This window comes from Methanoplanus limicola DSM 2279 (assembly GCF_000243255.1).
In the GTDB taxonomy this organism is placed as follows: Archaea; Halobacteriota; Methanomicrobia; order Methanomicrobiales; family Methanomicrobiaceae; genus Methanoplanus; species Methanoplanus limicola.
Genome location: NZ_CM001436.1, coordinates 474,720 through 499,338 on the forward strand (window position 1 = coordinate 474,720; position 24,619 = coordinate 499,338).

Sequence of the window (24,619 nt, forward strand, 5' to 3'; positions counted from 1 at the left end):
GGAACAATAATATTTAAACTCTGAAGGAATAATTTAAGCAAAAGGATTTAAATGCTGGATAATGTAGATAACGCAATTCTGAGTGAACTTGCAAAGGACGGAAGAACCTCCATGGCTGACCTTGGCAAAAAGCTCAGTATTGCTCCGTCAACGGTCTTTAAAAGGATTGAGAAGTTAAAATCAAGTGGAATTATACAGAGATTTACAATTGTAGTAAATCCGGAATTTTTCAGGCATTCCATAATTGTTTTCTTATCGATATCAGTAAACCCTATAGAAAAACCGGAGGTGGAGCATTTTCTGGTCAGGATGGACCATGTGCTTGAGGTTTATGAGACGCTTGAACCGAGCGATTTTCTTGCAAAAGTAAGGGTGCATGAGATTGCACAGCTGAAAAAAGATGTTTTAATTCCGCTTAGTGAACTTCCGGGTGTGAGGGATGTAAAGCCCATTTTAACGGTTAAGAAGGTTAAAGAACAGTTCTGGAATATTGAGGAGTACGATCTGCATGGAAATTGAAATTTTAAACCAAATACTTGCCCTTATAACACTGATTCTGGGTGCGGCTCTGATAATATATCTTTACGATGCGTATAAGGCTGTCAGACAGCAGAGCCTTCTGCTTCTGATGTACGGTCTGTTTATGCTTGTGATGGGAATTATCCTGACTGATGTTACTACGCTTCTGGCTAAGGATTTATTCTGGATATTCTGGTCTGAGATATTTTCACGCCTGCTTGTGATCATCGGAATCTGTACAATGATATATTCCATCCTGAGAGGTTAGATATATGGCTAAAACCGGTTCATTTGCGCGGGACTGGCAGTTAATCAAATTATCGAGGGATTTAAAGCCGCACAATATATCTGAAGAGGTTTTAAACCGGCTGATTGAGGATTCGGATGAGGAGACCGCTCAGAAGATTGAGAAAATAGTAGTTGATATAGGCAGGAGGGACGGGAAAAGTGTTCATGAACGCATGAGCACGAGTATGGACCCTGAAACTGTTATTGAAGGTCTTTTAATCGCATCCGGAATAATGTACGAGTCAGGAGGGAGCGGAAGGGATTTTGTGATAGAGATTGCCCTTGATGAGAAGAATATTATATCATCTTCCATTCAGAACCCTAAACTGAATATTGCATATATCACCGGTTTTGCAGCGGCACTTGCCCCCGGCAGAATTGAGAATGACAGTAAATCCATCAGGATATACCCAAAAGACATCTAAAAATACACAGATCTGCACACACGCAGACATGCGTGCACACAGAGATACAGATATAGATAAAGCGGAACCAACACATAAACACACATATATTTTAAAATAAAATATCTCTAATCAAATAAATTGAAATAATATTTCATAACCAAACACAAAGATGAATATTCCACACACAAAGAAAGAATATTTCCATTCTTCGCCTAAGTCCGCAAATTTGACAAAACATATATATGTTAAGTCATAGGATAACTATTTGTTAAAACAGGCATTGGATCGGTGATTCATGCATGTTTGCCGGAGATGTCCGAGAGTTTTTTAATTTACAGACTGTCGATATCTCCGGGAAATTGTTCTGTCCGGATTTTTGTCCGTGGCAGGATGTGAGGTGAACATTATGAGATTTATGAAAGATGAAGAGGCAGTATCACCGGTTATCGGTGTTATCCTCATGGTCGCAATTACCGTCATTCTGGCGGCAGTAATTGCAGTATTTGTCTTCGGCCTCGCCGGAGATTTAGAGAGCGGTGCACAGAAGGATGTGCAGTTGACAACAAGCACTAATGGAACAGGCTATGTATGGGTCACAGTCATATAAGTCACTTTTAGCGTGAAGTCATCAATATTTCATTTTTGAGTATTACTCCCCAATAATCCCACACCCCACAACAGATCGGAACCTTTATATACTTTCGCGCGCCGCTTCGCGGAACCTGGAAATATGAATCATCAGCAAAAAGATGATAACAATTCCCTGAGGAATTGGCAGGAGAAATTACTCCCTCCTGAAGTTATTATGGAAAAGGCACGCAGTAATGGATTTATTAAGAGAATGAGGAAATTAGATCCGACATATCTCTTATACGTCCTTATTTTTGGAATCAGTAGTCACTGTAAACCTACACTTGAAGAAATTCATCGTGACTATCAAGACCTGGGTGGGAAATCTGCAGGGACAAAAGAGATTAGATATCAGAGTTTTCACAATCGTTTTGACAGTAATATGGCTCTTTTCTTACGAGCGATGCTGGATCACTATATCAATATAACCTTTGCAGATTCACCTGCAAGATTAAAGGGTCCGGTTGGGATCCTGAAAGATATCTTGATACAGGACAGCAGCATCGTTCGATTGAGCAAAAAACTTGCAGAGGAATTTCCACCGGCAAGATCACGTAGTGAAGCTGCGGGATTGAAAATTCATGCAGTATATAGTGCTGTATCACATTCACTTAAATCATTTGAAATTACTGATGAAAAAACGCATGACTACAAGAAAATCAGGATTGATGGGAACATAAAAGACGTTCTTTTCCTTTTTGATTTAGGCTATTATTCGCATTATGTTTTGGCAAACATCAATGAAAGAGGAGGATTTTTTGTTAGTCGGGTCAAGAATTCAGCCAAACCAAAATTAAAAGAAATTGTATCAGAATCTAAGATTTTTGATAGTATTTTTGAAAAAGGAATGAATTTAGGAGACTTTCTTGAGAAAGTTCCAAAAAGCGATGAAATTGAGCTAATATGCACCTTTACTGGAAGAGATAAAGAAAAACCATGGGGCAAAAAAAGAATTAATGCAGATTTCAGAGTCGTCTGTTTCTGGGATGAAAATGACAAGATTTGGCATAATTATGTAACAAACTTACCTGGTGATGCTTACAAAAAGGACGAGATTTATCAGCTATATCGGTATCGATGGATAATTGAGCTGTTATTCAAGGAGATGAAAAGTGACTATGATCTTGGGAAATTTCTTTTAGCCAGGGAACCGCTTGCTCTGATCCATGTCTATTCTATGTTAATAAGGCTTGTTTTGAGCAGAAATCTGTACAAAAAAATGGTAGCATCACTTGATGAAGATGAAAAACCTCGTTATGGTCCATTGTTATGGTCTAAAGTTTTTGCAGAGAAAGCTCACGAGTTCCTGAGTATCATTGATCAGAGTATCTTTGGAAAAGAGAGTGTTGGTGAAAGATGGAAAAAATTGGAAGATTCATTGCGGCGACTTGCATGTAGCCGACATAAAGGATACGACCGAATTTCACTCAAATATGTTGGCTTTTAAAGAGTAGAAGTCAATCCAACAATATTTGAGTCGTTAGCCTTAGCGATAGCTGTATTCAAAAATTCTAAAAATACGTTTAATATGCCATTATTTTACATTTGACATAATACAGCTTAGAAAATGGCTTGAGATAGCAACATTTTACCTCTTATTTCCTAATCTGCGCGAAGTATCTTCTTTTAGAATTTCTAAATCCTGTTAATTTAATCGGAAAATATTACTAATTAATACGTACACTCAAAAATGTATGCAATTTTTCAGTCCAGATCCCTTAAACTGACTTATATGGGGTCACAGTTTTCTCAGGTAGTGATGTTAGTAAATTAACATATATCAATGCAAGCCAAGGTGGAAATACTACAGCACCAATATTAGGTACAGGAAGTGCAGGATCCATAACAGTTGGTGATTCTGCCAGCTCTGAGAAATTAAAATCAGGTGGAGAAATAATATTTACCGGAACATTTAACGATGGAACCAAACAGGTTATTGGAAAATCAACCTAAATTCCTTTTTTTAGATTAAATTAATATAATTAATTAGAATCTCAAGAGCCTCAAGTTCTCTTCTGCCGCCGCATTTCCTGACAAGTGATGCATGGTGGTTTATGAGCTCTAAGAGGTGTGGATCCCTGTTCATTACATATCTCGTTCCATGAACCGTTGCTTCAATTATAGATGAAAAACCGCGGTTTACAGGATGTATCCGGATGCTTCCGGTCTGTTCCCTTATCGGTGTAAGGTTTACAATCAGTGCCTCACCGGTGTCACGCTCAACCTCTGCTGAGAAGAGTATCCATGCCTCGGCATTTTTGAGATAGCAGAAATCTGTATCCTTCTCTTCACCGCTGTGAAGAGATCTATATCTGCATTTACCTCCCGCAAAAAAAGAGTCATCAATATCCCCAAAAGCGGTTTTTACATAGATGACCGGGTCATATATGAAATTTGCGACAACAATACCTTCACGGGCAATGTTTTCAGCCGTATGTGTGCCGTGGAAGAGCACCATCTTCAGACTGTCAGGTTTTTCAGGTTTTTCAGGTTTTTCCGGATTATCGCGGTTGATAATCCCAATAGGCGCAGCATTGAACTCACGCTCCGGCAGTCCGGCACCGGACTTATGTGCAGATGGTTCCCTGCGTGAAACTGTCGTTGCAATAATCTCGTTTATTCCGCCGCAGAGCAGTCCCATCTCCAGCCCTCCATAAGAGCGACAAAAATTCCGGCAATGACAATATCAGCAACAGAACCCGGATTGATACCTTTATCAAGGCAGTATATGTCAAAGTCCTCAGGGCTTAATACATCATTCACACTCACGGATTTATCTGCATTTATATTCCCTGAATCACTTAAGGATGCAGTTTTGGCCCTGAGACCGGAGAGAACCCCGGCAGCCATCTCCCTCGTCTGATCGGCAACCTCAGCCCCGTGCTTCTTTGCAACAAAAGTGTCATTTTCGGTGGCTAAAAGCTCAAGAAATGCCGGCCCTATTGCAGCACGCCCATGCCCGAACTCTTTTATCAGGTCCGCCGCTTTCCTGGTGAGTGAAAACCCGTTGATCCATTCTCCGGCAACCATATCACAGACAGAAGAGTACTCCATGACATCATACAGCGTCATACCCTTCTCACGAAGCTGCCGGATGGACTCAGGATCATTGACATCGATCTCATCATCAGACTCATTCATGCGGACAGCTGTAAGCCCGAATGCCTTATAGAAGAAGACCGCATCATCAACCGTTGTCTGCTTCACGCATTCAAAAGCTCCGGGAATGCCCCTGCCCTTTATCAGCGGAATTAAGAGTATAAATGCACCAAAATGTGTATTTCCGCCGGAATGCGAATTAGTGGCCCAAACAGCATCATAAATAAGCTCACCAATTCCCTTATCCGGATCACAGACCTCAGCCTCATCAAACACAGGCCCGGCAAATATAGCCGATGCTAAAAAATGCTCAAGCCAGGTGTCGTCATAGTCATGCTTCCGGTCAACATTACCCGGCTTGACCTCGGCGCAGACCTCAAGCATCATAGCAGTCTGCGCCATGCCGGCAAGGGTACTGCTCCGGTCAGAGCTTCCCGTCCGTCTTACTGTCATCATCAGATCCCCTCTCAGAAAAGATCTCCTTCATAATCTTCTCAGAGAGCCTGTGTTTGTAGCCCATATAATCAAAAAGGTTTATGCCCGCCTTCTTAAGCGAGATGTCCCTGAACATACAGGGCGTTGAACTCTTGCAGCACCATGCAAGGCTCCCAAAGCACGTAGTATCCCCATCCTCAAGCGGAGTGTTTTTGACAAGCGAAAGTTTGAGGTCATGATACTCCCTGGCAGTCATCCCGATTCTCTTCAGTGCCGGAAGAAGAGGGCACTGCTTAACCGGCATACAGCAGAATGTCAGGCTCCTTAGATCCCCGCCGCGGCATAACTGCTTAGGCGCATTGTACCAGCCCGTCTCATCAGCATACTTTGCAATGGCATTATCGAGATTTTTTAACGTCTCAGAATCCGCACGCCTTGCAAGTGAGATCAGGTCAGCACCATGCTGAAACATATCCTTTGCAGCCGGAAAGTCATTGATCGAATTATTGGCAATCAGTATTAACGGACAGCTGTTCCTTATCTGCTTCAGCTTACCAACGCCGAAATCCATCAGGTCAACATGGATTATATCGGCCCCGGCTTTCCAGATAAGCTTTGAAAGCTCTGAATCATCAGGATTTACACCGGCTCTTATCTTCACAGAAACCGTAACGCCGAGACTTTTCAGCGCCCTTATTGTATCACATAACTGATCTGTATTATTGAGGAGGTATTCACCGGAACAGGCACTGATCATGGCCTCCTGCCGGCAGTGTGCATCTATCTCGTAAATTACATCCTTACCCAGTGCAGAAGCAATGTGCACAAAAGATTCCGGTGAAGAACCGCGTAGGTTTACACCCGGAACTATACCGGAACCATTTAGTTTATCAGTCTGTGCCTTCAGTTCTGCAACAGGATCGTCATATACAAACTCCTTCCTGCCTTCCTCCAGAAGAACTGCACTTGCATTAATAGTCGGTTCATCAATAGAATAACCGCCGATGAATGCCATGCCGACATGCTCTTTTCTCTCAATGCAGTAATCCGCATCGACTATGCCGGCCATGGAGGAGAGTGCAACAGGCGTCTTCACAACCCTCTCATTTACCATCAGCTCATACCGGTCATAAGGATCCATCATTATCCCTTAACTTTTGTCATAGTATTTCTAATCTCTTTGGATAAGGATCAAAAGAGATGCAGAAATCATCACACAGGAGAGAATAGTGCCGTCTGAAAAAAACATAAAGCGGCAGATGCGCATCCTGGCAGAAAATAAGGAGTATAACTTCTGGCCGAAAAACTCCCATAATCTGCTCAAATATCCCAATTAGAGCCATGCAAAAGAGAACTCGCAATAATATCCGGAACCGGACCCACGGCCCAATCAATAATTCAGTTCTTTCATATGAGAACTTAAAACAGAACCGGTAATTATTTTTAATAAAATCGTTGTACATAGTATTATATGGTTAAGAAAGGTTTCTTACTAGTAGGCCATGGCAGCAAAAAGCCATACAATAAACAGTTAATCGAGAGCACAGCAGCAATAATCTCCGGTAAAGAAGACGGATATATCGTAAAGTCCGCATTTATGGAGAACAGCTCCCCGACAATTCAGGAGATGCTTGAAGAATTCAAAAAGGAAGAGATCGACACACTTGTTGTTGTACCGCTCTTCCTCGCAAGAGGCATCCACATAGACAAAGACATACCTGAAATTCTCGGAATTGAAGAAGGCGGGCACAAAGGTACATTTGAGACAGACGCAGGAGAAGTCCCGCTCGTCTTTGCCCAGCCAATCGGAGACAACCCGATGCTTGCAGATCTCATGATCGAGAGTGCAAACCTTGCATTAGAGAATTACCTGTAATTATTAACATGAATATTCTGGTGCTCGACACCATTCACGGCGGAGATGAGATATCCCGCCGCCTCATTTCTTTGGGCCATAACACCGACACTGTCGATGTTTACAGGCATAAATCCGGAATTTCAGAAGGCAGTGCCCTATTAAAAAACTATGACCTGACAGCCTCGCCTGTTCATCTTGACCCGGAATATCCTCTCCTGAAAAAAGAGTGCAGAATTATCTCACATCATCAGGCGGCCGCAATGATAATCGGAGATAAAAAGCCTGAACTTATGATAGAGATTACAGGTGCAAAGGGAAAGACAACAACCGCACATGCACTTGCCCATGTACTCAGAACACATAACAACAGACTGCTCCTGCATACATCAAAAGGAACAGTTGAATTTCCGGGCGGAAAAACACTCTGGAAGAAGAGCATAACCCCTGCATCGGTCATTGATGCAGCACTGTATGCCCATGAAAACGGTCTGTGGCTGATAGCCGAAGAGTCGCTCGGAGTTACAGGGGCAGGGGATATAGCCATTCTGACATCAAAGGAGGACTATCCGATAGCATCCGGAAAAAAGAGCGCCATTAAGGCAAAACTGGGATCTATGAAGAATTCCGGGACTGTAATCACCGCACCGGGAGAAGATCCGGGCGGAAACACCGGCGCATATCACTCAGAGGATATTACCGAAGTTAAAAACGGGGTCTGCCGCTATAGCTACAAAGGAATAAACGGCTCATTCAGAAACCCGCTGCTTGAGATTTCCGGATATAAAAAAGCCCTTCAGACAGCGGCAGCGACAGCCTGCATTCTTGGAATAGACCCTGCATGCCTGAAAGATTTTTTGGCGCTTGAAGGGAGGATGTCATCCGGAAAAAGGGGCAGCAACATAATTATAGACAATTCCAACAGCGGGGTCAATAAGCAGACAACTCTGGACGCTGTCAGGTATGCCAGAAAAGTCTCCCCAAAAGAGAATCTGACACTTGTTATAGGCCTTGAGGCGAATAATATATGCGAAGGTTTTCCCGCTGAAGATATACTGGACGCCATCAGGCAGTCGGGAGCTGACAAGGTCGTTCTCGCCGGAGAGGCAGCGCGGCTGAAGGAGGAGGCAGAGGGGCTGACAGGATATGTAACCCTCTCATCCGGACTGTCTGACGGGAGAGAAACTGCGGAAAAAATAACAGATGATGGCTTAATTGTCCTTTCTGTAAAAACATGGAGATGATATTATATGCATTACATTCAGCCAAGACCAAGTTCAATAGTTGCTGCGCTTTACACTGTAAGGGATCTCGGAGTTGACCTTGCCATACTGCATGGGCCGTCCGGATGCTCATTTAAGCACGCGAGACTTCTGGAAGAGGACGGACTGCGGGTGCTCACCACCTCGCTCGCAGACAATGAATTCATATTCGGCGGACAGAACATTCTCGAAGATGTCTTAAGATATGCAGAGTCTGAGTTTTCCCCGAAGAGAATAGCTGTTGTCGGCACATGCGTATCCATGATAATCGGCGAGGACATGCAGGCCGCCATCGAGGATTCCGGGATAAAAACCCCGGCAATAGCGATAGACATACATGCAGGATTCCGCGAGAATATAGACGGTGTAATCGCGGCACTTGAACCGGCGGCAGAGGCCGGATGGATTGATGCTGAAGAACTTGAGAGGCAGAAGTGGGTCTTAAAGGAGGCAAACCGGGTTGAAAAGGAGAGAGGCGCAGCATATAAGAAATATGTGCAGCCCTCAAGGGGCGACTTAAAGCACCTCGTTGCAGAGAGACTTGTGGAAACTGCCACCTCCGGAAAGAAGGGAGTTGCAGTCATGAACGCCAAGAAGGAGACCGCCTATATGTTTGCCGATGAACTTGTAGCCCTGCATGAGGTCTGCCCGGATGCAGATATAACCTATATAGTAAATCTTGAGGAGAGAGGACTTCCAAAGGTCAGGCAGGATGCTGAAAATGTCCTTAAGGGAATAAAAGATGCAGGTATTATTCCGGTACTGAAAGGCGCACTTGACGAGTACGGCGCAAACGGGGATATCCTTGGGGAAGCAATAAGGAAGCTGAAGCCGGACTTTGCCCTTATTGCCGGTGTGCCCCATGCTATACCTCCGGAATATCTAAAAGGAATAGAACTTTTTTCGGTTACAAACGGACCCAGGCAGGTTGAACCATTAAAGGACTTCGGCCATGAGCATGTCGTTGTAGAGATTGACCTTCACCCAAAGACACTCGGAGTAAAGAATATTGTACCGGGTGAGTTCGGGGATGTCTTAAGAAGCTTTAAGCGGAGCTGAAAAATGAGATCTATTCTGATAACCGGAGACAGATCAGGCAGCGGAAAGACGAGTATAACCCTGGCCATCTCAGCAATACTTGCAAGGGAATACAAAGTCCAGCCGTTTAAGGTTGCAATGGATTATATCGATCCGTCGTACCTGACCGGAGTTACGGGCAGGATGTGCAGAAACCTTGACAGCTTTGTGATGAATCCGGATGAGATCAGCGACAGTTTCACGCATGCCTGCAAAGGCGCAGACATCGCAGTCATTGAAGGCGTGAGGGGGCTGTACGAAGGCTCAGAGTCCCTTGCTGACACAGGCTCAACAGCAAGCATTGCCAAGATGCTCAATGTCAATGTAATTCTTGTAATCGATGCCAGAAGCATTACCAGAAGTGCAGCGGCGATTGTTATGGGCTTTATGGCTTTTGACCCGAAAGTCCGGATAAAAGGTGTAATTCTCAATCAGGTGATAAGCGAGAAGCATACCAGAAAGGCAAAGGAGGCAATTGAGAGCGCGACCGGAATTCCGGTTATAGGTGCCATCCCCAGAAAGGAGGAGATGAAGCTTACCATGCGTCACCTTGGCCTGATTCCGTATATGGAAGGCAGAACAAAGGATGAATTCACTGAAAAACTGAAGGCCGTAACTGACATCGTTGAAGAGCATGTGGATATGGATGCACTTCTCTCACTTACAAACGATGTAGATATTGAGAAGCCGGAGAAGACAATCTTTGAGATGGGCAAATCTCCGGATATCAAAATAGGAATTGCTCTTGACGAGGCGTTCAATTTCTACTACAACGACCTCTTTGACATACTAAAAGGACTAAATGCAGAGCCGGTATTCTTCAGCCCGGTTCATGACCGGCTGCCTGATGCAGAGGGCTATATATTCGGCGGCGGGTATCCGGAACTCTTTGCCGGAGAGCTTGAGGGAAATTATGCCATGAGAGAGGCAGTGAGGGAAGTCTCTGCAAACGGGACACCGATATATGCCGAATGCGGCGGGCTGATTTACCTGACTGAGAAGGTTGTTCTCAAAGCCGGCTGGAGCGACCTTAAAGAGGATGAAAGCTACTCAATGGCAGGGGTCTTTAAAGGCAGAACCGAAATGCCGGTCGGAAGAGTGGTCAGCTATGTTGAAGGTGTCTCTTCCGGAGGGCCGCTTGGAGATGGCCCCTTTAAGGGCCACGAGTTCCACCACACCGATGTCACACTTGACAGTGATACAAAGTACTCATATCTTCTCAGCCGCGGTAAGGGGATAAAAGGCAACAGGGACGGCGCTCTTGCGGACAATACCCTTGCATCATATACACACCTGCATCCTGCTGCGTCATATGATAAGATCAGCAGTTTTGTAAAAGCATGCAGAAATTTCCGGGATTAAAAGTAATTTAAACCCGGAAAATACTATTTTTGTCAGCCGTAAATGGAGCAGGAAGCTCCATACGTGGTCAGACAATATTATTTTTGCAGACCGTAAAATTCCGGTGCGTATCAAAAAAATATTACCTTCTACCGCCAAAGGATATTTTTATGATTATATACCTGAATGGTGAATTTGTACCTAAGGAAGAGGCAAAGGTCTCTGTCTTTGATCACGGTCTTCTCTACGGCGACGGTGTCTTTGAAGGAATAAGGGCATATAACGGGAGAGTCTTCAGGCTTGGTGAACATCTTGACAGGCTTTACGACTCAGCCAAAACTATAGACCTTAACATAGGAATGTCAAAAGAGGATATGGCAGAGGCAACTCTTGAGACATTACGCAGAAATGAACTTAAGGACGCATACATCAGGCTTGTAGTCACAAGGGGTGTCGGCGATCTCGGTCTTGATCCGCGCAAATGTGACAAGCCGACGATATTTATCATCGCAACCGGATGGGGGGCAATGTACGGGGACCTCTATGAAAAAGGCCTTACTGCGGTCACGGTTTCGGTCAGGAGAAATCCGGCAGACGCGCTCCCGCCTAATGTCAAGAGTCTCAACTATCTCAATAACATCCTTGCAAAGATTGAGGCAAATTACAAGGGCGGCGATGAGGCAATATTCTTTGACACAAACGGATACGTAGCCGAAGGTTCGGGTGACAACATATTTGTCGTCAAGAACGGCACAATATTCACTCCGCACACCCTGAACAACCTGAGAGGCATTACGCGCCTTGTTCTCCTTGAGATTGCAGGTGAGATGGGCATTCCGGTCAGAGAGCAGAACCTCGGATACTTTGACCTCTATTCAGCCGATGAAGTTCTCGTCACCGGATCAGCAGCAGAGATTGCTCCGGTCACAAAGATTGACGGAAGAAGCATCGGTTCAGGAAGACCCGGCCCGGTTGCTGCACAGCTCGTTGCCGCGTTCAGGACAAAAACTTCAGAAGAAGGAACAGAAATCTATCAGTAACCTGATTAAAGAGTTTCCGGACTCACCAAATATTTTAGAGATTTATTTTTGGAATAATTTCATTCCGGAGACTGAATTTAATATTAAGCCAAATAAACCAGAAATTGTCTGATCAGTCACCCGGATGAACGGGTAATAATGACCACTGAACTGCCACTGCTGCATACCGGAAAACGGGCAAATCACAGCAGAACGATTTCAAAAACTATATATCTGCATCATGCGTAGATAGTAAGGCAACGCTGATGACTCAACGGAGCACCATTGCTGCTATAGTGTAGGGGCCAATCATGCCGGCCTTTCACGCCGGCGACTGGGGTTCGAATCCCCATAGCAGCATAATACCTCGTGTCCAAATCCGACACACTCTTTTTATAAGACCAGATTTAACATTTGTTCATGCTTAAACAGGCATATCATAAAAATACCATAACCCATACAACAGAATATAACTACATATAGATCACACATCCAATTCAAATCCTAAAACACTATTTTAATCAGATAATACAGCAATTCAGGCATTTTAAAATTAGGGAATTTTGATATCTGCATCATCAGTGCAAAACATCATGAGGCCTCCACCCTGCCCCTGCTCTGTACGAAATGAATAGAATTCATAATCATATTATATACATAAGAGAGTATACTGCCATTACCACACCAGAACGGTTTTTTCTGTAATATGCAAATGATGAATCATACACCCACATATAACAGAGTAACAGCCTGAAAAAGATACATTACAATAATTAAAGTCTGAACTGCATAAATCACACATTAGAAGCTAAATACACCATATTATAAACAAAAGGGCAGTTACAGACCCTTAAAGACTACAAAAAAACGCGCCGGGCACGCACATTACTGAATCCGGATAATATGATACAGTGGCACAGAAAAAGATAAAGCAGACCAGCCATAAATTCACCAATAGATACAGGCAGGAAGAATGGAAGATAAACCAAAACCCAAAAAGACAGTCACCGGAGAGAAAGAGCCACCAAAAAAGAGAGAAGGTGTTACAGAGAAAGATAAACCAGAAGACAGCAGCCACATCCCAATAGTCGGCATAGGTGCATCAGCCGGAGGTCTTGAGGCCCTGGAACTGTTCCTTGGAAATATGCCGCCTGACTCAGGAATGGCATTCGCAATTGTCCAGCACCTTGACCCGACGCACAAAGGGATTATGCCCGAACTCCTCCAGCGTGTCACCAAAATGAAAGTCATTCAGGTTAAAGACAATATGCAGGTCCTGCCGGACCATGTCTATGTAATTCCGCCTAACAGCGATATGTCCATCCTTCATGGAGTGCTCTTCCTGCTGGATCCGGCAGCTCCCCGCGGACTGCGCCTCCCTATAGACTATTTTTTCCGTTCCCTTGCAGAGGACCGGCAGGACGGGAGCATCGGAGTTATCCTGTCAGGTATGGGCACAGACGGAACAACCGGTCTGCGTGCCATCAAGGAAAAGGCAGGAATAGCATTTGTACAGGAACCCGCCTCGGCAAAATTTGACGGCATGCCACGCAGTGCTATTAACGCCGGACTCGCAGATATTGTTGCTCCGCCGGAAGAACTGCCGGGGAAGATAATCGCGTACCTCCGCCATACACCCACCGTCACCCGGCCGGAACCCATCATTGAGGAAAAATCAATGAACTCTCTCTCCAAAGTATTTGTCCTGCTCCGGGAACATACAGGACATGATTTCACATATTACAAAAAAAGCTCGGTATATCGCCGGATTGAACGCCGCATGGCAATACACCAGATTGACAATGTAAATACCTATGTACGTTATCTCAGGGAAAACCCGTCTGAACTGGACCTCCTGTTTCATGAACTGCTGATTGGAGTAACCGGTTTTTTCAGGGACCCGCCGGTGTGGGAATACATTAAGGAGAACCTGATTCCTATACTGGTCAGAGAAAAACCCAAAGAGACAAAATTCAGGGCCTGGGTCGCAGGATGTTCAACAGGTGAGGAAGCCTACTCACTTGCAATAATATTCAGAGAGGCCATGGATAAGTTAAAACCGGGCAGAAATTATACCCTTCAGATCTTTGCTACCGATCTTGACAGTGATGCAATTGAAAAAGCCAGACAGGGATTCTTCCTTCCAAATATCTCAGGTGATGTTTCTCCGGAGCGTCTCAGCCGTTTCTTTGCCAAAGAGGGAAACGGTTACCGGATTAAAAAAGAGATCAGGGAGACAGTGATCTTTGCATCCCAGAACATCATTATGGACCCGCCATTTACAAATCTGGACATTTTAAGCTGCAGGAATCTCCTCATATATCTGGAACCAAAGCTTCAGAAAAAGATCATACCGCTCTTCTTCTATTCTCTAAAACCCGGTGGTGTATTATTACTTGGAAGTTCTGAAACAGTCGGACCTTCAGATATTTTTTCCACCATAGATAACAAATTCAGGCTCTATAAAAGAAAGGACACATATATCCTGCCCGGAATGGCTGAATTCCCCATAACATCCCCATCACATTCACGCGAACTTCAGCATATTGATCCGCCAATAAGGAAGGAGATCAATCTTCAGGCACTTGCAGAACAGCTGATCCTCCGCAATTATTCACCACCGGCGGTCCTGACAACTGAAAAAGGAGATATTCTCTACCTGAACGGACGCACAGGAAAATATATTGAACCTCCGGCAGGAAAGGCCAACTGGAACATATTTGCTATGGCACGCGATGGGCTGCGCTATGAGCTGTCCGGAACATTTCAGAAGGTAATCAGGGAACAGGGAACAATAACAGTAAGGAATATCCCGGTGCAGGGAGACAGAGAAGTGTACCCCACAGACTGCACGGTCCAGTATATAATAGATCCCGGTGCACTTGCAGGAATGATTCTCATCGTCTTTTCGGATGCCAAAGCCACCCCCAAGGTAAAAAAACCTGATAAAACCAGTTCCGCATCCGAATCAGATAACGAACGCATTAAAGAACTTGAGACAGAACTCCGGCGGAATTATGAGGAACTCAGGACCACCCGTGAGGAGATGCAGACATCACAGGAAGAACTGAAATCCGCCAATGAAGAGATGCAGTCAACAAACGAGGAGCTTCAGTCCACAAACGAGGAACTGACAACTTCCAGAGAGGAGATGCAGTCCATGAATGAGGAACTCCAGACTGTCAACGCAGAACTGCAGGGCAGGATAGAAGAATTTTCCCGGACGAACAATGACATGAAAAATCTGCTCAACAGCACAGAGATTGCAACAATATTCCTTGATGAAAATATGAACATCCGGCGGTTTACAATTCCTGCAACCCGGATAATCCACCTAATTCCGGGAGATGAAGGGCGGCCGGTAACAGATATCGCCTCTGACCTCATCTATCCTGATCTTGTAAAGGATGCAGAAGATGTGCTGGAAACCCTTATATATTCAGAAAAAGAGATCGCAACCCGTGATAACCGGTGGTTCAGGGTTAGGATCATGCCATACAGAACGCTTGATAATATAATAGAGGGACTTGTGGTAACCTTCGTTGAGATCACATCAGTCAAAAAGAAAGAATATGAACTCATCGCAGCAAGGGATTTAGCAGAGGGAATTATTGCAACTATCAGAGAACCTCTCCTTGTACTTGACAGTAATATGAAAATAATTGTTGCAAACCGCTCTTTTTATAAGATGTTCAATCTCCACAAAGAAGAGACTGAAGGGGAGTGCCTCTATTCCATAGGCGGCGGACAGTGGGACATTCCTGACCTTAGGGCCTTCCTTGAGACAGTCCTTCCTGAGGAAAAATCCTTTGATAATTATATCGTCAGGCACATACACCCTAAAACAGGTGAACGTATAATGGAACTCAATGCAAGGCAGATATTATCTGATGATCCCTCCTCTGAATTAATACTTCTTGCAATTGAAGATGTGACAGATCAAAAAGGGGGAAACATACATGAACCGGAAAGATGACACCGGAAGAGAGCAGGAAGTCCCCTGTGAGGAACATGCCGTTCTGCGCATAAAAGCCGAGGAAATCCTTAAGGAGAGAGCGCTGAACAGTTGGCAGGAGAGAAAAACTGCCGATGAACAGGCTCTGATACATGAACTGCAGGTGCACCAGATTGAACTTGAGATGCAGAATGAAGAGCTTAAACGTGCCCGTAATGAAGCCGATATACTACACCAGTACTTTAAACATTTCCTGAAAAACCCCATTTTTTGCTCAGAGTATTTCTGCCCAACTTGAGAAAGTTAAGTACTTCTCTATTTTAATGACAAACCGCATGGACTACTGCGCGTAATACTGCGCGTTTACCCCAATATCGCCAAATTCTTTTAGAATTTAGCCAGAATTTACCTTATTTTTTTGACGTACGCCTGATTTATGGTGGGGTTTATATACTCTAAAAACCTCTCATATGGCAAATAATTGTCAAAATATAGGCAAATCAGAGCTTAATAAAGAAAATAAGCTTGGAAACCTTGAACCGATATGCGCTCTTGTTGAGGGGAATGTAACCTTAACAGGTGGCAGAAACTATGATAGTCTAACGTTGATTCGGGGAGCTATCGCTACGGCATGTTCTAATAACTCAATATCTGGTTTTGCAAAAATGACGGAAGGACTACCGTCCCATACGACTTGTCTAAAAAAACTTCATGGCCTTAATATGGAGGAATTGACACTAAATACTCCAAAAATGCTTTTAAAAGCGGGAAAAGGAATCCTTAAGAAAGGTCAGGAGTATGATTTTGCAATTGATATAACGCTAATTCCATATTATGGGAAAAAGGATAAAAAAAATCCTAAATCTCCAATTGTAGGTGGAAAAAGAAAGGCATCGACAAATTATTTTGTTGGATACCTGACATTCTCGGTTGTAAATATGGATAAGCACCTTATACTTCAGGTTATTCCTTTGTTTAGAGATTCCACTAACCTCACCGCAATAAAGAATTGTGTTGATTTAATTTATGGATATGGATTCAAGATCAAATCTCTGATGCTTGACCGTGAGTTTTACTCTGCTGAAATCTTCAGTTACCTTAAGGAATCTGAAATTCCTCACATAGTGCCTGTTAAGAAGAACAGTGATGAACTCAAAAGGCAGCTGAAGGGAAAGAAATCAAAATCATTTGAATATGTTATAAACGCCAAATCGAAGAATAAGCTAAAATGTAAGGTGAAAATTGTTGATCGTGTCATTTACATGAAAGGTAAAAAGGGTAAAAAAGGTGCTCTTCATCGTGCTTTTGTTGTGTACAAAATTAATACTTCCCCAAAATCAATTAGTGAGCGATACAGGCATAGATTTGCCATTGAATCAACATATGTCATTAATAATAAATTCAAAGTAAGAACATCCACCAAAGATCATGTGGTGAGATTTTTTTATTATCTAATTGCATGCATAATTCAGAATTTTTGGGTTTTAACAAAATGGAAGCGATTTGCAAAGATTCAGAGAGGACCAAAAGTAATAGACAGGGACAAATTCCCCTTAAATCATTATCTTGCCATCATATTTGAAGAAAGTATGACTCATTTTCGTATATTAAGGATTGATGAAATTGCTATAAGCTGACATTCTGACATCTCAATGAACGGAATATGCAGCTGCGACCGATTTAGCGGTAGCTATCTATAATTTTGTAACTTTTTCACTGGAAACAATACAATTTCAATTCAAAGATACTCTTTTCAGATTGATCTCGATGAGAAATGGAAGAATTTAATGAGGCCTAAATGGGGATGAGTGATGTTAATCAAAATAGGTTTACAAAATGTGCCTTGTGACCTCTGTGCAAAAAAACGGAGAATTTAGGGCTAATACTGTGATTTGGACAATTTAAGAGAGTATTTTAAATTTAATATTGTAGGTTCGAACATATTAATGATCGTCTAAGTTTAAAGTACTGTACACTATAAATATGTTGACCTCTATGATTTTGCTCCTGTAGGCTACTTCACCATAGACCATAAAGGTACCATACTTGAGGTAAATCTGACCGGATGCAAACTCCTTGGTCACGAGAGACAGAAAACCATCGGCCACCGCCTTCAGTCTTATTTACTTCCGGAAAGTTTACCGGCATTCAGTTCATTCTGCCGGAATATAATCGAAAACGGGGTAAAACAGACATGCGAAGTGGAACTTCTCAGGGATAAGGAGAGACGCTTCTTTGCCCATGTGCAGGGAACAAAAATTCCGGAGAACGGGGAAGATTCAGCAGTGATCCGGATGACAATCTCAGACATCACAGAACGGAGAGAGATTGAAGAGAGGCTGAGTGAGAGCGAAAATAAGTACCGCAATCTTTTCCAGTCAATGTTAAACGGATTTGCGGTTCATGAGATCATCTGCAATGTAGAAGATATCCCATATGATTACAGATTTCTGGATATAAACCCCGCATTTGAGAGGATGACCGGACTTCCCCGTGAGCAGGTGATAGGCAGAACCGTTCTTCAGGTCCTGCCACAGACTGAAAAAGTCTGGATTGAACGGTACGGAAATGTAGCACTTACCGGAAAATCGGATCATTTTGAGGAGTTTAAGCAGGATTTAGGCAAATATTTTGAAGTAAATGTATACAGGAATTCTCCGAACCAGTTCACCACCATCTTTTCCGATATTACGGAGAGAAAAAATGCAGAAATGGCTCTTCACCTGGTTAACAGTAAACTCAACCTGCTCTCCAGCATCACCCGGCATGATATTCTGAATGGTATTACTGTTCTGCTTGGATATATTGAACTTGCAAGTGAAGAGCCACTGAACCCGGAAATTAAAGAATATCTCAAAATCCTCAATGAAACAACGAATACAATTCAGCACCAGATCGAATTTACCAAAGAATACCAGGAGATCGGTGTAAATGCAGCAGTCTGGCAGAATGTCACAAATGTGGTGGTGAAAGCCGGTTCAGCATTTAAACAGGATGAAGTAACTCTGAAGACAGCATGTAATGATGTCGAGATATTTGCAGATCCTCTTCTGCTGAAAGTATTCTATAATCTCTATGATAATGCATTCCGGTATGCTGCTCCGTTCACGACAATCACATTATCATGTTATGAGACGGAAGAAGGATTATATGTTGTATTCTCAGATGATGGTGCAGGAATACCGGCTGATGAACGGAAAAATCTCTTTAAACGTGGCTTTGGGAAGCACACAGGACTGGGACTGTTCCTCTCACGGGAGATCCTTTCCATTACCGGAATTACAATTACGGAGAACGGTGAACCGGGGAAGGGAGCAAGATTTGAGATGACTGTGCCAAAAGGTGCATACCGGTTCACCGGAGAACCAATAAGTAATTTCAGAAAAATGTAGATGAATTACAATTGTTATTTAAACTCTTAATGATATTCAGCCGGGCAGCGCTGCCTGCATCTCTTATAGTATAATCCCGGCAGGCAGTAAAGTAACAGGAAAAACCCCGGAATATATTAACGGAAATTACGGAGAAACCCAAATATCACGCAGAAAAGATAATTAAAAAAAAGTTATCCGGGATTATTTATTGATATGAACAACCTTTGCCGGCGGAAAACCGTTAAAATAAGTTGATGACGCATGTGAATATGCACCGATATTCTCAGAAAATACAAGGTCACCGATCTCAAGCTCAGGCAGTTCCGCAGAGAGTGTTATTGTATCAAATGCGTCACAGGTTGGCCCGAAAACTGCTGAAATCTGAGTTTCACCGTCCTTAAATGAGAGGACCGGATAATTGCAGTGGTCAAATACCTGCCCGGAGTAAGTGTGGTAAACACCGTCATTAATGTAATAGCAGGGCTTACCATCCCTAAATGCCTTCCCGATAACCTTTGCAACAAGAGAGCAGGCATTTGCCACAAGAAATCTGCCGGGTTCAGCCATAATCTGAATTTCCGGTGAAAAAAGCCGCTCAATCTCTTCATTCAGCTGGGTTGCAAGTGTCCGTATTGACTTAACATACGGATTATACTTTACAGGGAAACCTCCGCCAATATCCAGAAGCTTGATCTTTTCGCCTGTACGCAGTTCAAACTCCGTTAAAATCTCTGCCGAGAGTTCAAGGGCCAGAATATAATTTTCAAAGTTGGTACACTGGCTGCCTACATGAAAACTCAGCCCCTCGACTGTAAGGCCCATCTCAAAAGCTTCGACAATCAGGTCAACAGCATCACCCGGCTCAACTCCGAACTTTGAGGAAAGCTCCACAACCGAACCGGTATTTGGAACCCTCAACCGCAGAACAAGTCCGGCCTGAGGAGAATATTTTTTTATCTTCTTTAATTCCTCAATATTATCAAACGTTACAAGGGGCCGGTAACGATCAAGAGCCTCAAGAGTTTCTGTTGGTTTAATTGTATTTGCGTAGATGATATTCTGGTATATCCACTCAAGCTGCTCTTCCTCGGAGAGATGCTTTATATTTTCATATACAAGCATAAATTCCGGCATTGACGCAACATCAAAACTGCACCCCAAATCATAAAGTGTCTTTATAATCTCAGGATTTGAATTTGCTTTCACTGCATAATATACCTGGACATCCGGCATACGCTCTTTAAATTCACGGTAATTATCTCTTATCTGTTCATGATTAATAACAAATATTGGTGTGCCGTGTTCTTTAGCCAGATTCTGAAGCAGCTCTTTATTCTTAGAGCCAATGTGGTGTACGGGAATACTCTGCCCCTCAATTTCCATTTTATTCACTTCCTTTAACCTCCTGCTTCAAAAACAATGAAATTAATAACGAAGGCCGTTATCCGGCAGTTCAGAGATTCACCATCATTGTGCATTGCAGGGAGATTAGACGTTATTTTTGAATTGATTCCAAAATCCAGCCACCATACCGAATTATAACGGATTTATCCGGAGGATTTGTTATTCTGATAAATTATCAAAATAATAATTCATTCCAGACTTAAAAACTTTTAGAAAATTGACAAAATATAACATTTAAAACATACCGACAATAATATGACGAAAACCAACTAAAATAAATTAGCAAAATAATCAATTAAAACAGTCAGAATCAAACCATAAGCTGTAAACCAATATAAATTTTTAAAAAATATACTTTAAAAGTCATATTATAATTAACAGCAAAAATACGTTAAATTTCGCCATTTTTTATCATTTTTAACTCAAAATAGAGATATACAAATATATGAACAGGAACCTGCCGGCAGAGAAAATATATGAAAAATATACGGATTCAGCCAATATTCACCGCATAAAATAATATTCTAATATCATAATGCGCAGAATCTCTTCAGAAAAAAGAGCAGAATAAACCTTATTTACAGTGGCAGAATAGAGGTGCGGCATTATAACCGGCGAATCCGGAAATACTGCACACCAACCAGACATTTACCGAATCAAAACAATATAAAGTCACAATATTAAAATATAAGAACAATATTGCCCCAAAATAGAGAAATCACTGCATAAGACCAAAATTAAAATTTAAAACAATATTGCCCCAAAATAGAGAAATCACTGCATAAGACCAAAATTACATGATACTAACAATCACATATAGAATATATCTACAATTAACACAGAAGAGTATACTGTCACACAATGAACAGACAGAAGAAGGCGGCAGAATATCTTGATTTCAATCCGATTTTACAGAATATACGACACCGGAATGGAGATAGACCTGGATCTCCTGGAAGAAAAACTGGCCCGGACATTTTCAACAACAAGGACAAACTTTGTCAGAGTCAAACCAAAATCAATAATTCTTGAAAACAAGCCAATACTTATCAAAACAGACCCGATAGAGACTGAAATAGAGGGAAGAAGATATAAATTCGGAGTTTCAGCAAGAATATATGACATAGGTGCGTTCAGCATCTGCTTTATCTATGAAAACAGTGAAGGAAACTACAGTGATCTTGAGGAGACAGCGCTTCAGCTTGCAACCGGAGATCCACTGTCAAATCTCTTTTCAGATTACGTTAATCTGATAGGCAGCTCTTTAAAACCGCTTATAAAAGACTTCAGTTATGATACAGAATTTTATGAAGATTATACAATATATGCTACAGACACGGCAGAAATAACCGGAGACCCTGTAATTCTCCTCATGGGCGAAAGAGCGGACTATTCAGCACAGATGCGTGACGAAGTGACAAAGAACACGCAGAGTTATACAAAAGATGACCTTGCCATCCTCTCATGGGACTCAGCACTTTTGTGCAGCCCGGAAAATCCCCAGGACCTGATTGATCTGATTGAATTTGCAAATGTGCAGGTTTTAGAACTTCGATATTATGATATGGAGCTTAACAGGCAGATGGAAAAAATGTATGATAACATCAATCATGCTGACCGCCTCCCCAATTTTCTCAGGACAAGGAAGTACCACTCAATTATGTCAGAACTGATGGAGAGAAACGCCGAGATCTCAGAAGTCATTGAAAAGGTCAGAAATCTGATTAAGATAACAGAGAATGTCTATTACGCACAGATATATGAGACGACATTAAAAGTTGTAAGGTGCAGCCAGTGGACAGAGAGCGTCAGCAGAAAAACTGAGATAATACAGGATAACTACTCAATGCTCTCAGACGAGGTCAGAATCCAGCATTCAAATTTCCTGGAGTGGATTGTCATCATACTGATTGCAATGGAGCTTGTCCTTGGAGTATGGCATTATCTTCTGTAAGGAATATCTCCTGCCACCCGTTATCCCTTCAGAAGAGAGGAGAGGATCAGATCAGCATTATATACAGCCCATAACCAATAACATACAGGTATTTTGTAATATGACCGAAGACAGATATGCAGAATCTAACACAGGACTCTTATCCTATACCTGTGGCACTGCATTTTTCTTTGGTTTTTTTAGCTTATTCAGCTTTAGATAGGGCTCCGGATTAAAAATAAAATCCGGCAGCCCCTGTATTTTTCCGGTCATCATTCTCAAAATACCGTGAGGTTTCTACTATGTTTGGTATATCTGATCCCGGTATATGGGCAGGTTACCTGCTGTCATTTATCCTGACGGCAGGATGTATAGCGTACGGCATAATCAACTGGAAAAAAGGCTCTGAAGAGGAGAGAGAGAATGGCAGTTGACACCCTGACCTTTGCCGTAATCACACTCATCTATCTGGCAGCAGTGGTGTTTCTCGGCTACCTGGGATACCGGCAGACGAAGGGAAGCGATGATTTCCTCATTGCCGGAAGAAAGATAAATCCGGTCGTTCTGGCACTCTCCTATGGTGCAACATTCATAAGCACCTCTGCAATAGTAGGATTCGGAGGCATATCCGCCCAGCTTGGAATGGGCCTTGTCTGGCTGACCGTGCTCTGCATCGGTGTCGGAGTTCTTATCGCATTCATAATATTCGGGAAGAGAACAAGAAGCCTCGGACAGAAGACAGGTGCCCTTACGTACCCTGATCTGCTCGGTAAATGCTATAACTCAGTATTTATAAGGAAAGTTTCGGCACTCATAATTATTGTCAGTATGCCGATATACACAGCAGCCATTCTTATCGGGGGTGCAAGATTCATTGAGACGACACTGTCAGTACCCTATGACACCGCACTGCTCGCATTTGCAGCAATTGTTGCACTCTATGTAATACTTGGCGGACTTATTGCAGTCATGTACACAGACGCACTTCAGGGTGCCATCATGTTTGTCGGAATGACGATTCTTCTTATTCTGACATACATATACCTCGGCGGAGTGACTGCGGCAAACTCCGCACTTGATTCCTTCTCACCGCTTGTTCCGGAAGGGCTTGCAGCAGCAGGTATGACAGGATGGGCTTCCATGCCGGAATTTCTCTCACCCATATGGCTCACAATGATAACAACAATGGTCCTTGGTGTAGGAATCGGTGTCCTTGCCCAGCCCCAGCTTGCAGTCCGCTTTATGACAGTGAAGGACAACCGTTCAATTCACAGGGCTGTGATGATAGGAGGGCCGTTTGTGCTTATGATGACAGGTGTTGCATTCACCGTAGGACCTCTGACAAACGTCTGGTTTATGAAAAATTCCGGTATGCTTGCGGTTGACGCTGCCGGAGGAAATGTTGACAGCATAATTCCGCTGTACATCAACTCTGCAATGCCTGATCTCTTCATTGTAATCTTTATGCTCGCACTGCTGGCAGCGGCAATGTCAACATTAAGCTCACTCTTCCATACAATGGGAACAACAATAGGATATGACCTAAACCCCCTTGTAAAAGAGAACAAACCTTCAATGAAGGCAATCCAGATCGGAACTCTGGCAATGATCATCGTGAGCACAATTGTTGCATACGCACTTCCGGAGAACATCATAGCAAGGGCAACGGTCATATTCATGGGTCTCTGTGCAGCAGCATTCATTCCGGCATTTGCCCACGCACTGTACTCGGAAAAACCCTCAGTCTATGCAGCAAAGATAAGCATTACAGCAGGTGCTGTATCATGGTTTCTGTGGACCGCATTTGTCCATGTTAAGGAGTCATCTGTTCTTGGGATATCTGACGCACTCTTTGGGGTACAGTCAGTTCTTCCAATGCCGTGGGGAGTTGTAAACCCGATTGTAATCGCCCTTCCGGTATCAGCAATTGCACTCTTTGCAGCTTTAGTCATCGAGAAAAACAGAACTGACAGATTATGCGGGACAGCATAGCCCCGCTTTTTTTTCATAACCAAAAGTTC

At 43.0% G+C, this 24,619-nt stretch carries 21 protein-coding genes, 1 tRNA gene and 1 pseudogene; 19 read left to right on the plus strand and 4 right to left on the minus strand.

Features of this window, described 5'->3' with window-relative positions; all coding sequences use genetic code 11:
* The first annotated feature begins 51 nt into the window (after nt 1-51).
* The 5 genes from METLIM_RS02200 (at nt 52) to METLIM_RS02220 (ending at nt 3,291) form a co-directional block, all read left to right on the plus strand.
* Nucleotides 52-519 (plus strand): Lrp/AsnC family transcriptional regulator, encoded by a 468-nt coding sequence (locus METLIM_RS02200; RefSeq protein WP_004076229.1) that lies wholly within the window; start codon nt 52-54, stop codon nt 517-519.
* On the plus strand, nt 509-787 hold the full coding sequence (locus METLIM_RS02205) for a hypothetical protein (protein ID WP_004076230.1): 279 nt from the start codon (nt 509-511) through the stop codon (nt 785-787). The genes METLIM_RS02200 and METLIM_RS02205 overlap by 11 nt, the downstream gene beginning before the upstream one ends.
* Nucleotides 788-791: 4 nt before the next feature.
* The gene (locus METLIM_RS02210; protein WP_004076232.1) at nt 792-1,232 is read left to right on the plus strand and encodes a hypothetical protein; all 441 of its coding nucleotides are present in this window, start codon (nt 792-794) and stop codon (nt 1,230-1,232) included.
* Nucleotides 1,233-1,620: 388 nt separating this feature from the next.
* Nucleotides 1,621-1,821 carry a type IV pilin gene (locus METLIM_RS02215; protein WP_004076234.1) on the plus strand — a complete coding sequence of 67 codons (201 nt, stop codon included), beginning with the start codon at nt 1,621-1,623 and terminating at the stop codon, nt 1,819-1,821.
* A 123-nt stretch (nt 1,822-1,944) separates the two neighbouring features.
* Nucleotides 1,945-3,291: an IS4 family transposase gene (locus METLIM_RS02220; RefSeq protein ID WP_004076236.1), complete on the plus strand. Its 1,347-nt coding sequence runs from the start codon at nt 1,945-1,947 to the stop codon at nt 3,289-3,291.
* A gap of 516 nt (nt 3,292-3,807) precedes the next feature.
* Here the strand turns inward: METLIM_RS02220 and METLIM_RS02225 are convergent.
* The 3 genes from METLIM_RS02225 to METLIM_RS02235 are packed head-to-tail and all read right to left on the minus strand — an operon-like array spanning nt 3,808 to nt 6,522.
* Entirely contained in the window at nt 3,808-4,485 is a 678-nt protein-coding gene (locus METLIM_RS02225; RefSeq protein ID WP_004076239.1) for a DUF447 domain-containing protein, read from the minus strand.
* Entirely contained in the window at nt 4,461-5,399 is a 939-nt protein-coding gene (locus METLIM_RS02230; RefSeq protein ID WP_004076241.1) for a triphosphoribosyl-dephospho-CoA synthase, read from the minus strand. Before METLIM_RS02230 ends, METLIM_RS02225 begins: the two co-directional genes overlap by 25 nt.
* On the minus strand, nt 5,368-6,522 hold the full coding sequence (locus METLIM_RS02235; RefSeq protein ID WP_048145506.1) for a methanogenesis marker 9 domain-containing protein: 1,155 nt from the start codon (nt 6,520-6,522) through the stop codon (nt 5,368-5,370). Before METLIM_RS02235 ends, METLIM_RS02230 begins: the two co-directional genes overlap by 32 nt.
* 327 nt (nt 6,523-6,849) lie before the next feature.
* Here METLIM_RS02235 and cfbA point away from each other — a divergent pair, with 327 nt between their 5' ends.
* The 11 genes and pseudogenes from cfbA (at nt 6,850) to METLIM_RS17505 (ending at nt 19,279) form a co-directional block, all read left to right on the plus strand.
* Nucleotides 6,850-7,254 (plus strand): sirohydrochlorin nickelochelatase, encoded by a 405-nt coding sequence (gene cfbA / locus METLIM_RS02245; RefSeq protein WP_004076244.1) that lies wholly within the window; start codon nt 6,850-6,852, stop codon nt 7,252-7,254.
* Between the two features lie 8 nt (nt 7,255-7,262).
* Nucleotides 7,263-8,477 (plus strand): coenzyme F430 synthase, encoded by a 1,215-nt coding sequence (gene cfbE, locus METLIM_RS02250; protein ID WP_004076245.1) that lies wholly within the window; start codon nt 7,263-7,265, stop codon nt 8,475-8,477.
* Nucleotides 8,478-8,483: 6 nt separating this feature from the next.
* A complete protein-coding gene (gene cfbD / locus METLIM_RS02255; protein ID WP_004076246.1) occupies nt 8,484-9,554 on the plus strand; it encodes a Ni-sirohydrochlorin a,c-diamide reductive cyclase catalytic subunit in 1,071 nt (356 codons plus the stop codon).
* Nucleotides 9,555-9,557: 3 nt separating this feature from the next.
* Nucleotides 9,558-10,934 (plus strand): Ni-sirohydrochlorin a,c-diamide synthase, encoded by a 1,377-nt coding sequence (gene cfbB, locus METLIM_RS02260; RefSeq protein ID WP_004076247.1) that lies wholly within the window; start codon nt 9,558-9,560, stop codon nt 10,932-10,934.
* A 149-nt stretch (nt 10,935-11,083) separates the two neighbouring features.
* Nucleotides 11,084-11,953 (plus strand): branched-chain-amino-acid transaminase, encoded by an 870-nt coding sequence (gene ilvE, locus METLIM_RS02265; RefSeq protein WP_004076248.1) that lies wholly within the window; start codon nt 11,084-11,086, stop codon nt 11,951-11,953.
* 266 nt (nt 11,954-12,219) lie between these two features.
* A tRNA-Glu gene (locus METLIM_RS02270) sits at nt 12,220-12,292 on the plus strand.
* Nucleotides 12,293-12,905: 613 nt separating this feature from the next.
* Complete coding sequence (locus tag METLIM_RS02275; protein WP_004076250.1) at nt 12,906-15,908, plus strand: chemotaxis protein CheB; 3,003 nt, start codon at nt 12,906-12,908, stop codon at nt 15,906-15,908.
* The gene (locus METLIM_RS02280) at nt 15,892-16,185 is read left to right on the plus strand and encodes a hypothetical protein (protein WP_004076251.1); all 294 of its coding nucleotides are present in this window, start codon (nt 15,892-15,894) and stop codon (nt 16,183-16,185) included. Before METLIM_RS02275 ends, METLIM_RS02280 begins: the two co-directional genes overlap by 17 nt.
* 172 nt (nt 16,186-16,357) lie before the next feature.
* Nucleotides 16,358-17,524: a transposase gene (locus METLIM_RS02285; protein ID WP_004076253.1), complete on the plus strand. Its 1,167-nt coding sequence runs from the start codon at nt 16,358-16,360 to the stop codon at nt 17,522-17,524.
* Nucleotides 17,525-17,881: 357 nt separating this feature from the next.
* Nucleotides 17,882-18,595: pseudogene (locus METLIM_RS17500) on the plus strand (PAS domain-containing protein); the annotation flags it as partial.
* 3 nt (nt 18,596-18,598) lie between these two features.
* The gene (locus METLIM_RS17505) at nt 18,599-19,279 is read left to right on the plus strand and encodes a sensor histidine kinase (protein ID WP_281034219.1); all 681 of its coding nucleotides are present in this window, start codon (nt 18,599-18,601) and stop codon (nt 19,277-19,279) included.
* Between the two features lie 183 nt (nt 19,280-19,462).
* Here the strand turns inward: METLIM_RS17505 and METLIM_RS02295 are convergent, their stop codons facing one another.
* Nucleotides 19,463-20,644, minus strand: a complete 1,182-nt coding sequence (locus tag METLIM_RS02295) for a type III PLP-dependent enzyme (protein ID WP_004076255.1) — start codon at nt 20,642-20,644, stop codon at nt 19,463-19,465.
* Nucleotides 20,645-21,557: 913 nt separating this feature from the next.
* Between METLIM_RS02295 and METLIM_RS02300 the strand changes: the two genes are divergently transcribed.
* The 3 genes from METLIM_RS02300 to METLIM_RS02305 all read left to right on the plus strand — a co-directional run bounded on the left by METLIM_RS02300 (nt 21,558) and on the right by METLIM_RS02305 (nt 24,590).
* Nucleotides 21,558-22,619, plus strand: a complete 1,062-nt coding sequence (locus METLIM_RS02300; protein WP_004076257.1) for a hypothetical protein — start codon at nt 21,558-21,560, stop codon at nt 22,617-22,619.
* A gap of 281 nt (nt 22,620-22,900) precedes the next feature.
* Nucleotides 22,901-23,032, plus strand: coding sequence for a symporter small accessory protein (locus tag METLIM_RS17510; protein WP_004076259.1), 132 nt, complete (start codon nt 22,901-22,903; stop codon nt 23,030-23,032).
* The gene (locus METLIM_RS02305) at nt 23,022-24,590 is read left to right on the plus strand and encodes a sodium:solute symporter family protein (RefSeq protein WP_004076261.1); all 1,569 of its coding nucleotides are present in this window, start codon (nt 23,022-23,024) and stop codon (nt 24,588-24,590) included. Before METLIM_RS17510 ends, METLIM_RS02305 begins: the two co-directional genes overlap by 11 nt.
* Nucleotides 24,591-24,619 lie beyond the last annotated feature (29 nt).

Coding starts and splice junctions, on each gene's coding strand:
- METLIM_RS02210 (WP_004076232.1), top strand. CDS start 792: ATGGCTAAAACCGGTTCATTTGCGCGGGACTGGCAGTTAATCAAATTA.
- METLIM_RS02205 (WP_004076230.1), top strand. CDS start 509: ATGGAAATTGAAATTTTAAACCAAATACTTGCCCTTATAACACTGATT.
- METLIM_RS02220 (WP_004076236.1), top strand. CDS start 1,945: ATGAATCATCAGCAAAAAGATGATAACAATTCCCTGAGGAATTGGCAG.
- METLIM_RS02230 (WP_004076241.1), bottom strand. CDS start 5,399: ATGATGACAGTAAGACGGACGGGAAGCTCTGACCGGAGCAGTACCCTT.
- ilvE (WP_004076248.1), top strand. CDS start 11,084: ATGATTATATACCTGAATGGTGAATTTGTACCTAAGGAAGAGGCAAAG.
- METLIM_RS02285 (WP_004076253.1), top strand. CDS start 16,358: ATGGCAAATAATTGTCAAAATATAGGCAAATCAGAGCTTAATAAAGAA.
- METLIM_RS02295 (WP_004076255.1), bottom strand. CDS start 20,644: ATGGAAATTGAGGGGCAGAGTATTCCCGTACACCACATTGGCTCTAAG.
- cfbD (WP_004076246.1), top strand. CDS start 8,484: ATGCATTACATTCAGCCAAGACCAAGTTCAATAGTTGCTGCGCTTTAC.
- METLIM_RS02280 (WP_004076251.1), top strand. CDS start 15,892: ATGAACCGGAAAGATGACACCGGAAGAGAGCAGGAAGTCCCCTGTGAG.
- METLIM_RS17505 (WP_281034219.1), top strand. CDS start 18,599: ATGGCTCTTCACCTGGTTAACAGTAAACTCAACCTGCTCTCCAGCATC.
- METLIM_RS17510 (WP_004076259.1), top strand. CDS start 22,901: ATGTTTGGTATATCTGATCCCGGTATATGGGCAGGTTACCTGCTGTCA.
- METLIM_RS02200 (WP_004076229.1), top strand. CDS start 52: ATGCTGGATAATGTAGATAACGCAATTCTGAGTGAACTTGCAAAGGAC.
- cfbA (WP_004076244.1), top strand. CDS start 6,850: ATGGTTAAGAAAGGTTTCTTACTAGTAGGCCATGGCAGCAAAAAGCCA.
- METLIM_RS02275 (WP_004076250.1), top strand. CDS start 12,906: ATGGAAGATAAACCAAAACCCAAAAAGACAGTCACCGGAGAGAAAGAG.
- METLIM_RS02305 (WP_004076261.1), top strand. CDS start 23,022: ATGGCAGTTGACACCCTGACCTTTGCCGTAATCACACTCATCTATCTG.
- METLIM_RS02215 (WP_004076234.1), top strand. CDS start 1,621: ATGAGATTTATGAAAGATGAAGAGGCAGTATCACCGGTTATCGGTGTT.
- cfbE (WP_004076245.1), top strand. CDS start 7,263: ATGAATATTCTGGTGCTCGACACCATTCACGGCGGAGATGAGATATCC.
- METLIM_RS02225 (WP_004076239.1), bottom strand. CDS start 4,485: ATGGGACTGCTCTGCGGCGGAATAAACGAGATTATTGCAACGACAGTT.
- cfbB (WP_004076247.1), top strand. CDS start 9,558: ATGAGATCTATTCTGATAACCGGAGACAGATCAGGCAGCGGAAAGACG.
- METLIM_RS02235 (WP_048145506.1), bottom strand. CDS start 6,522: ATGATGGATCCTTATGACCGGTATGAGCTGATGGTAAATGAGAGGGTT.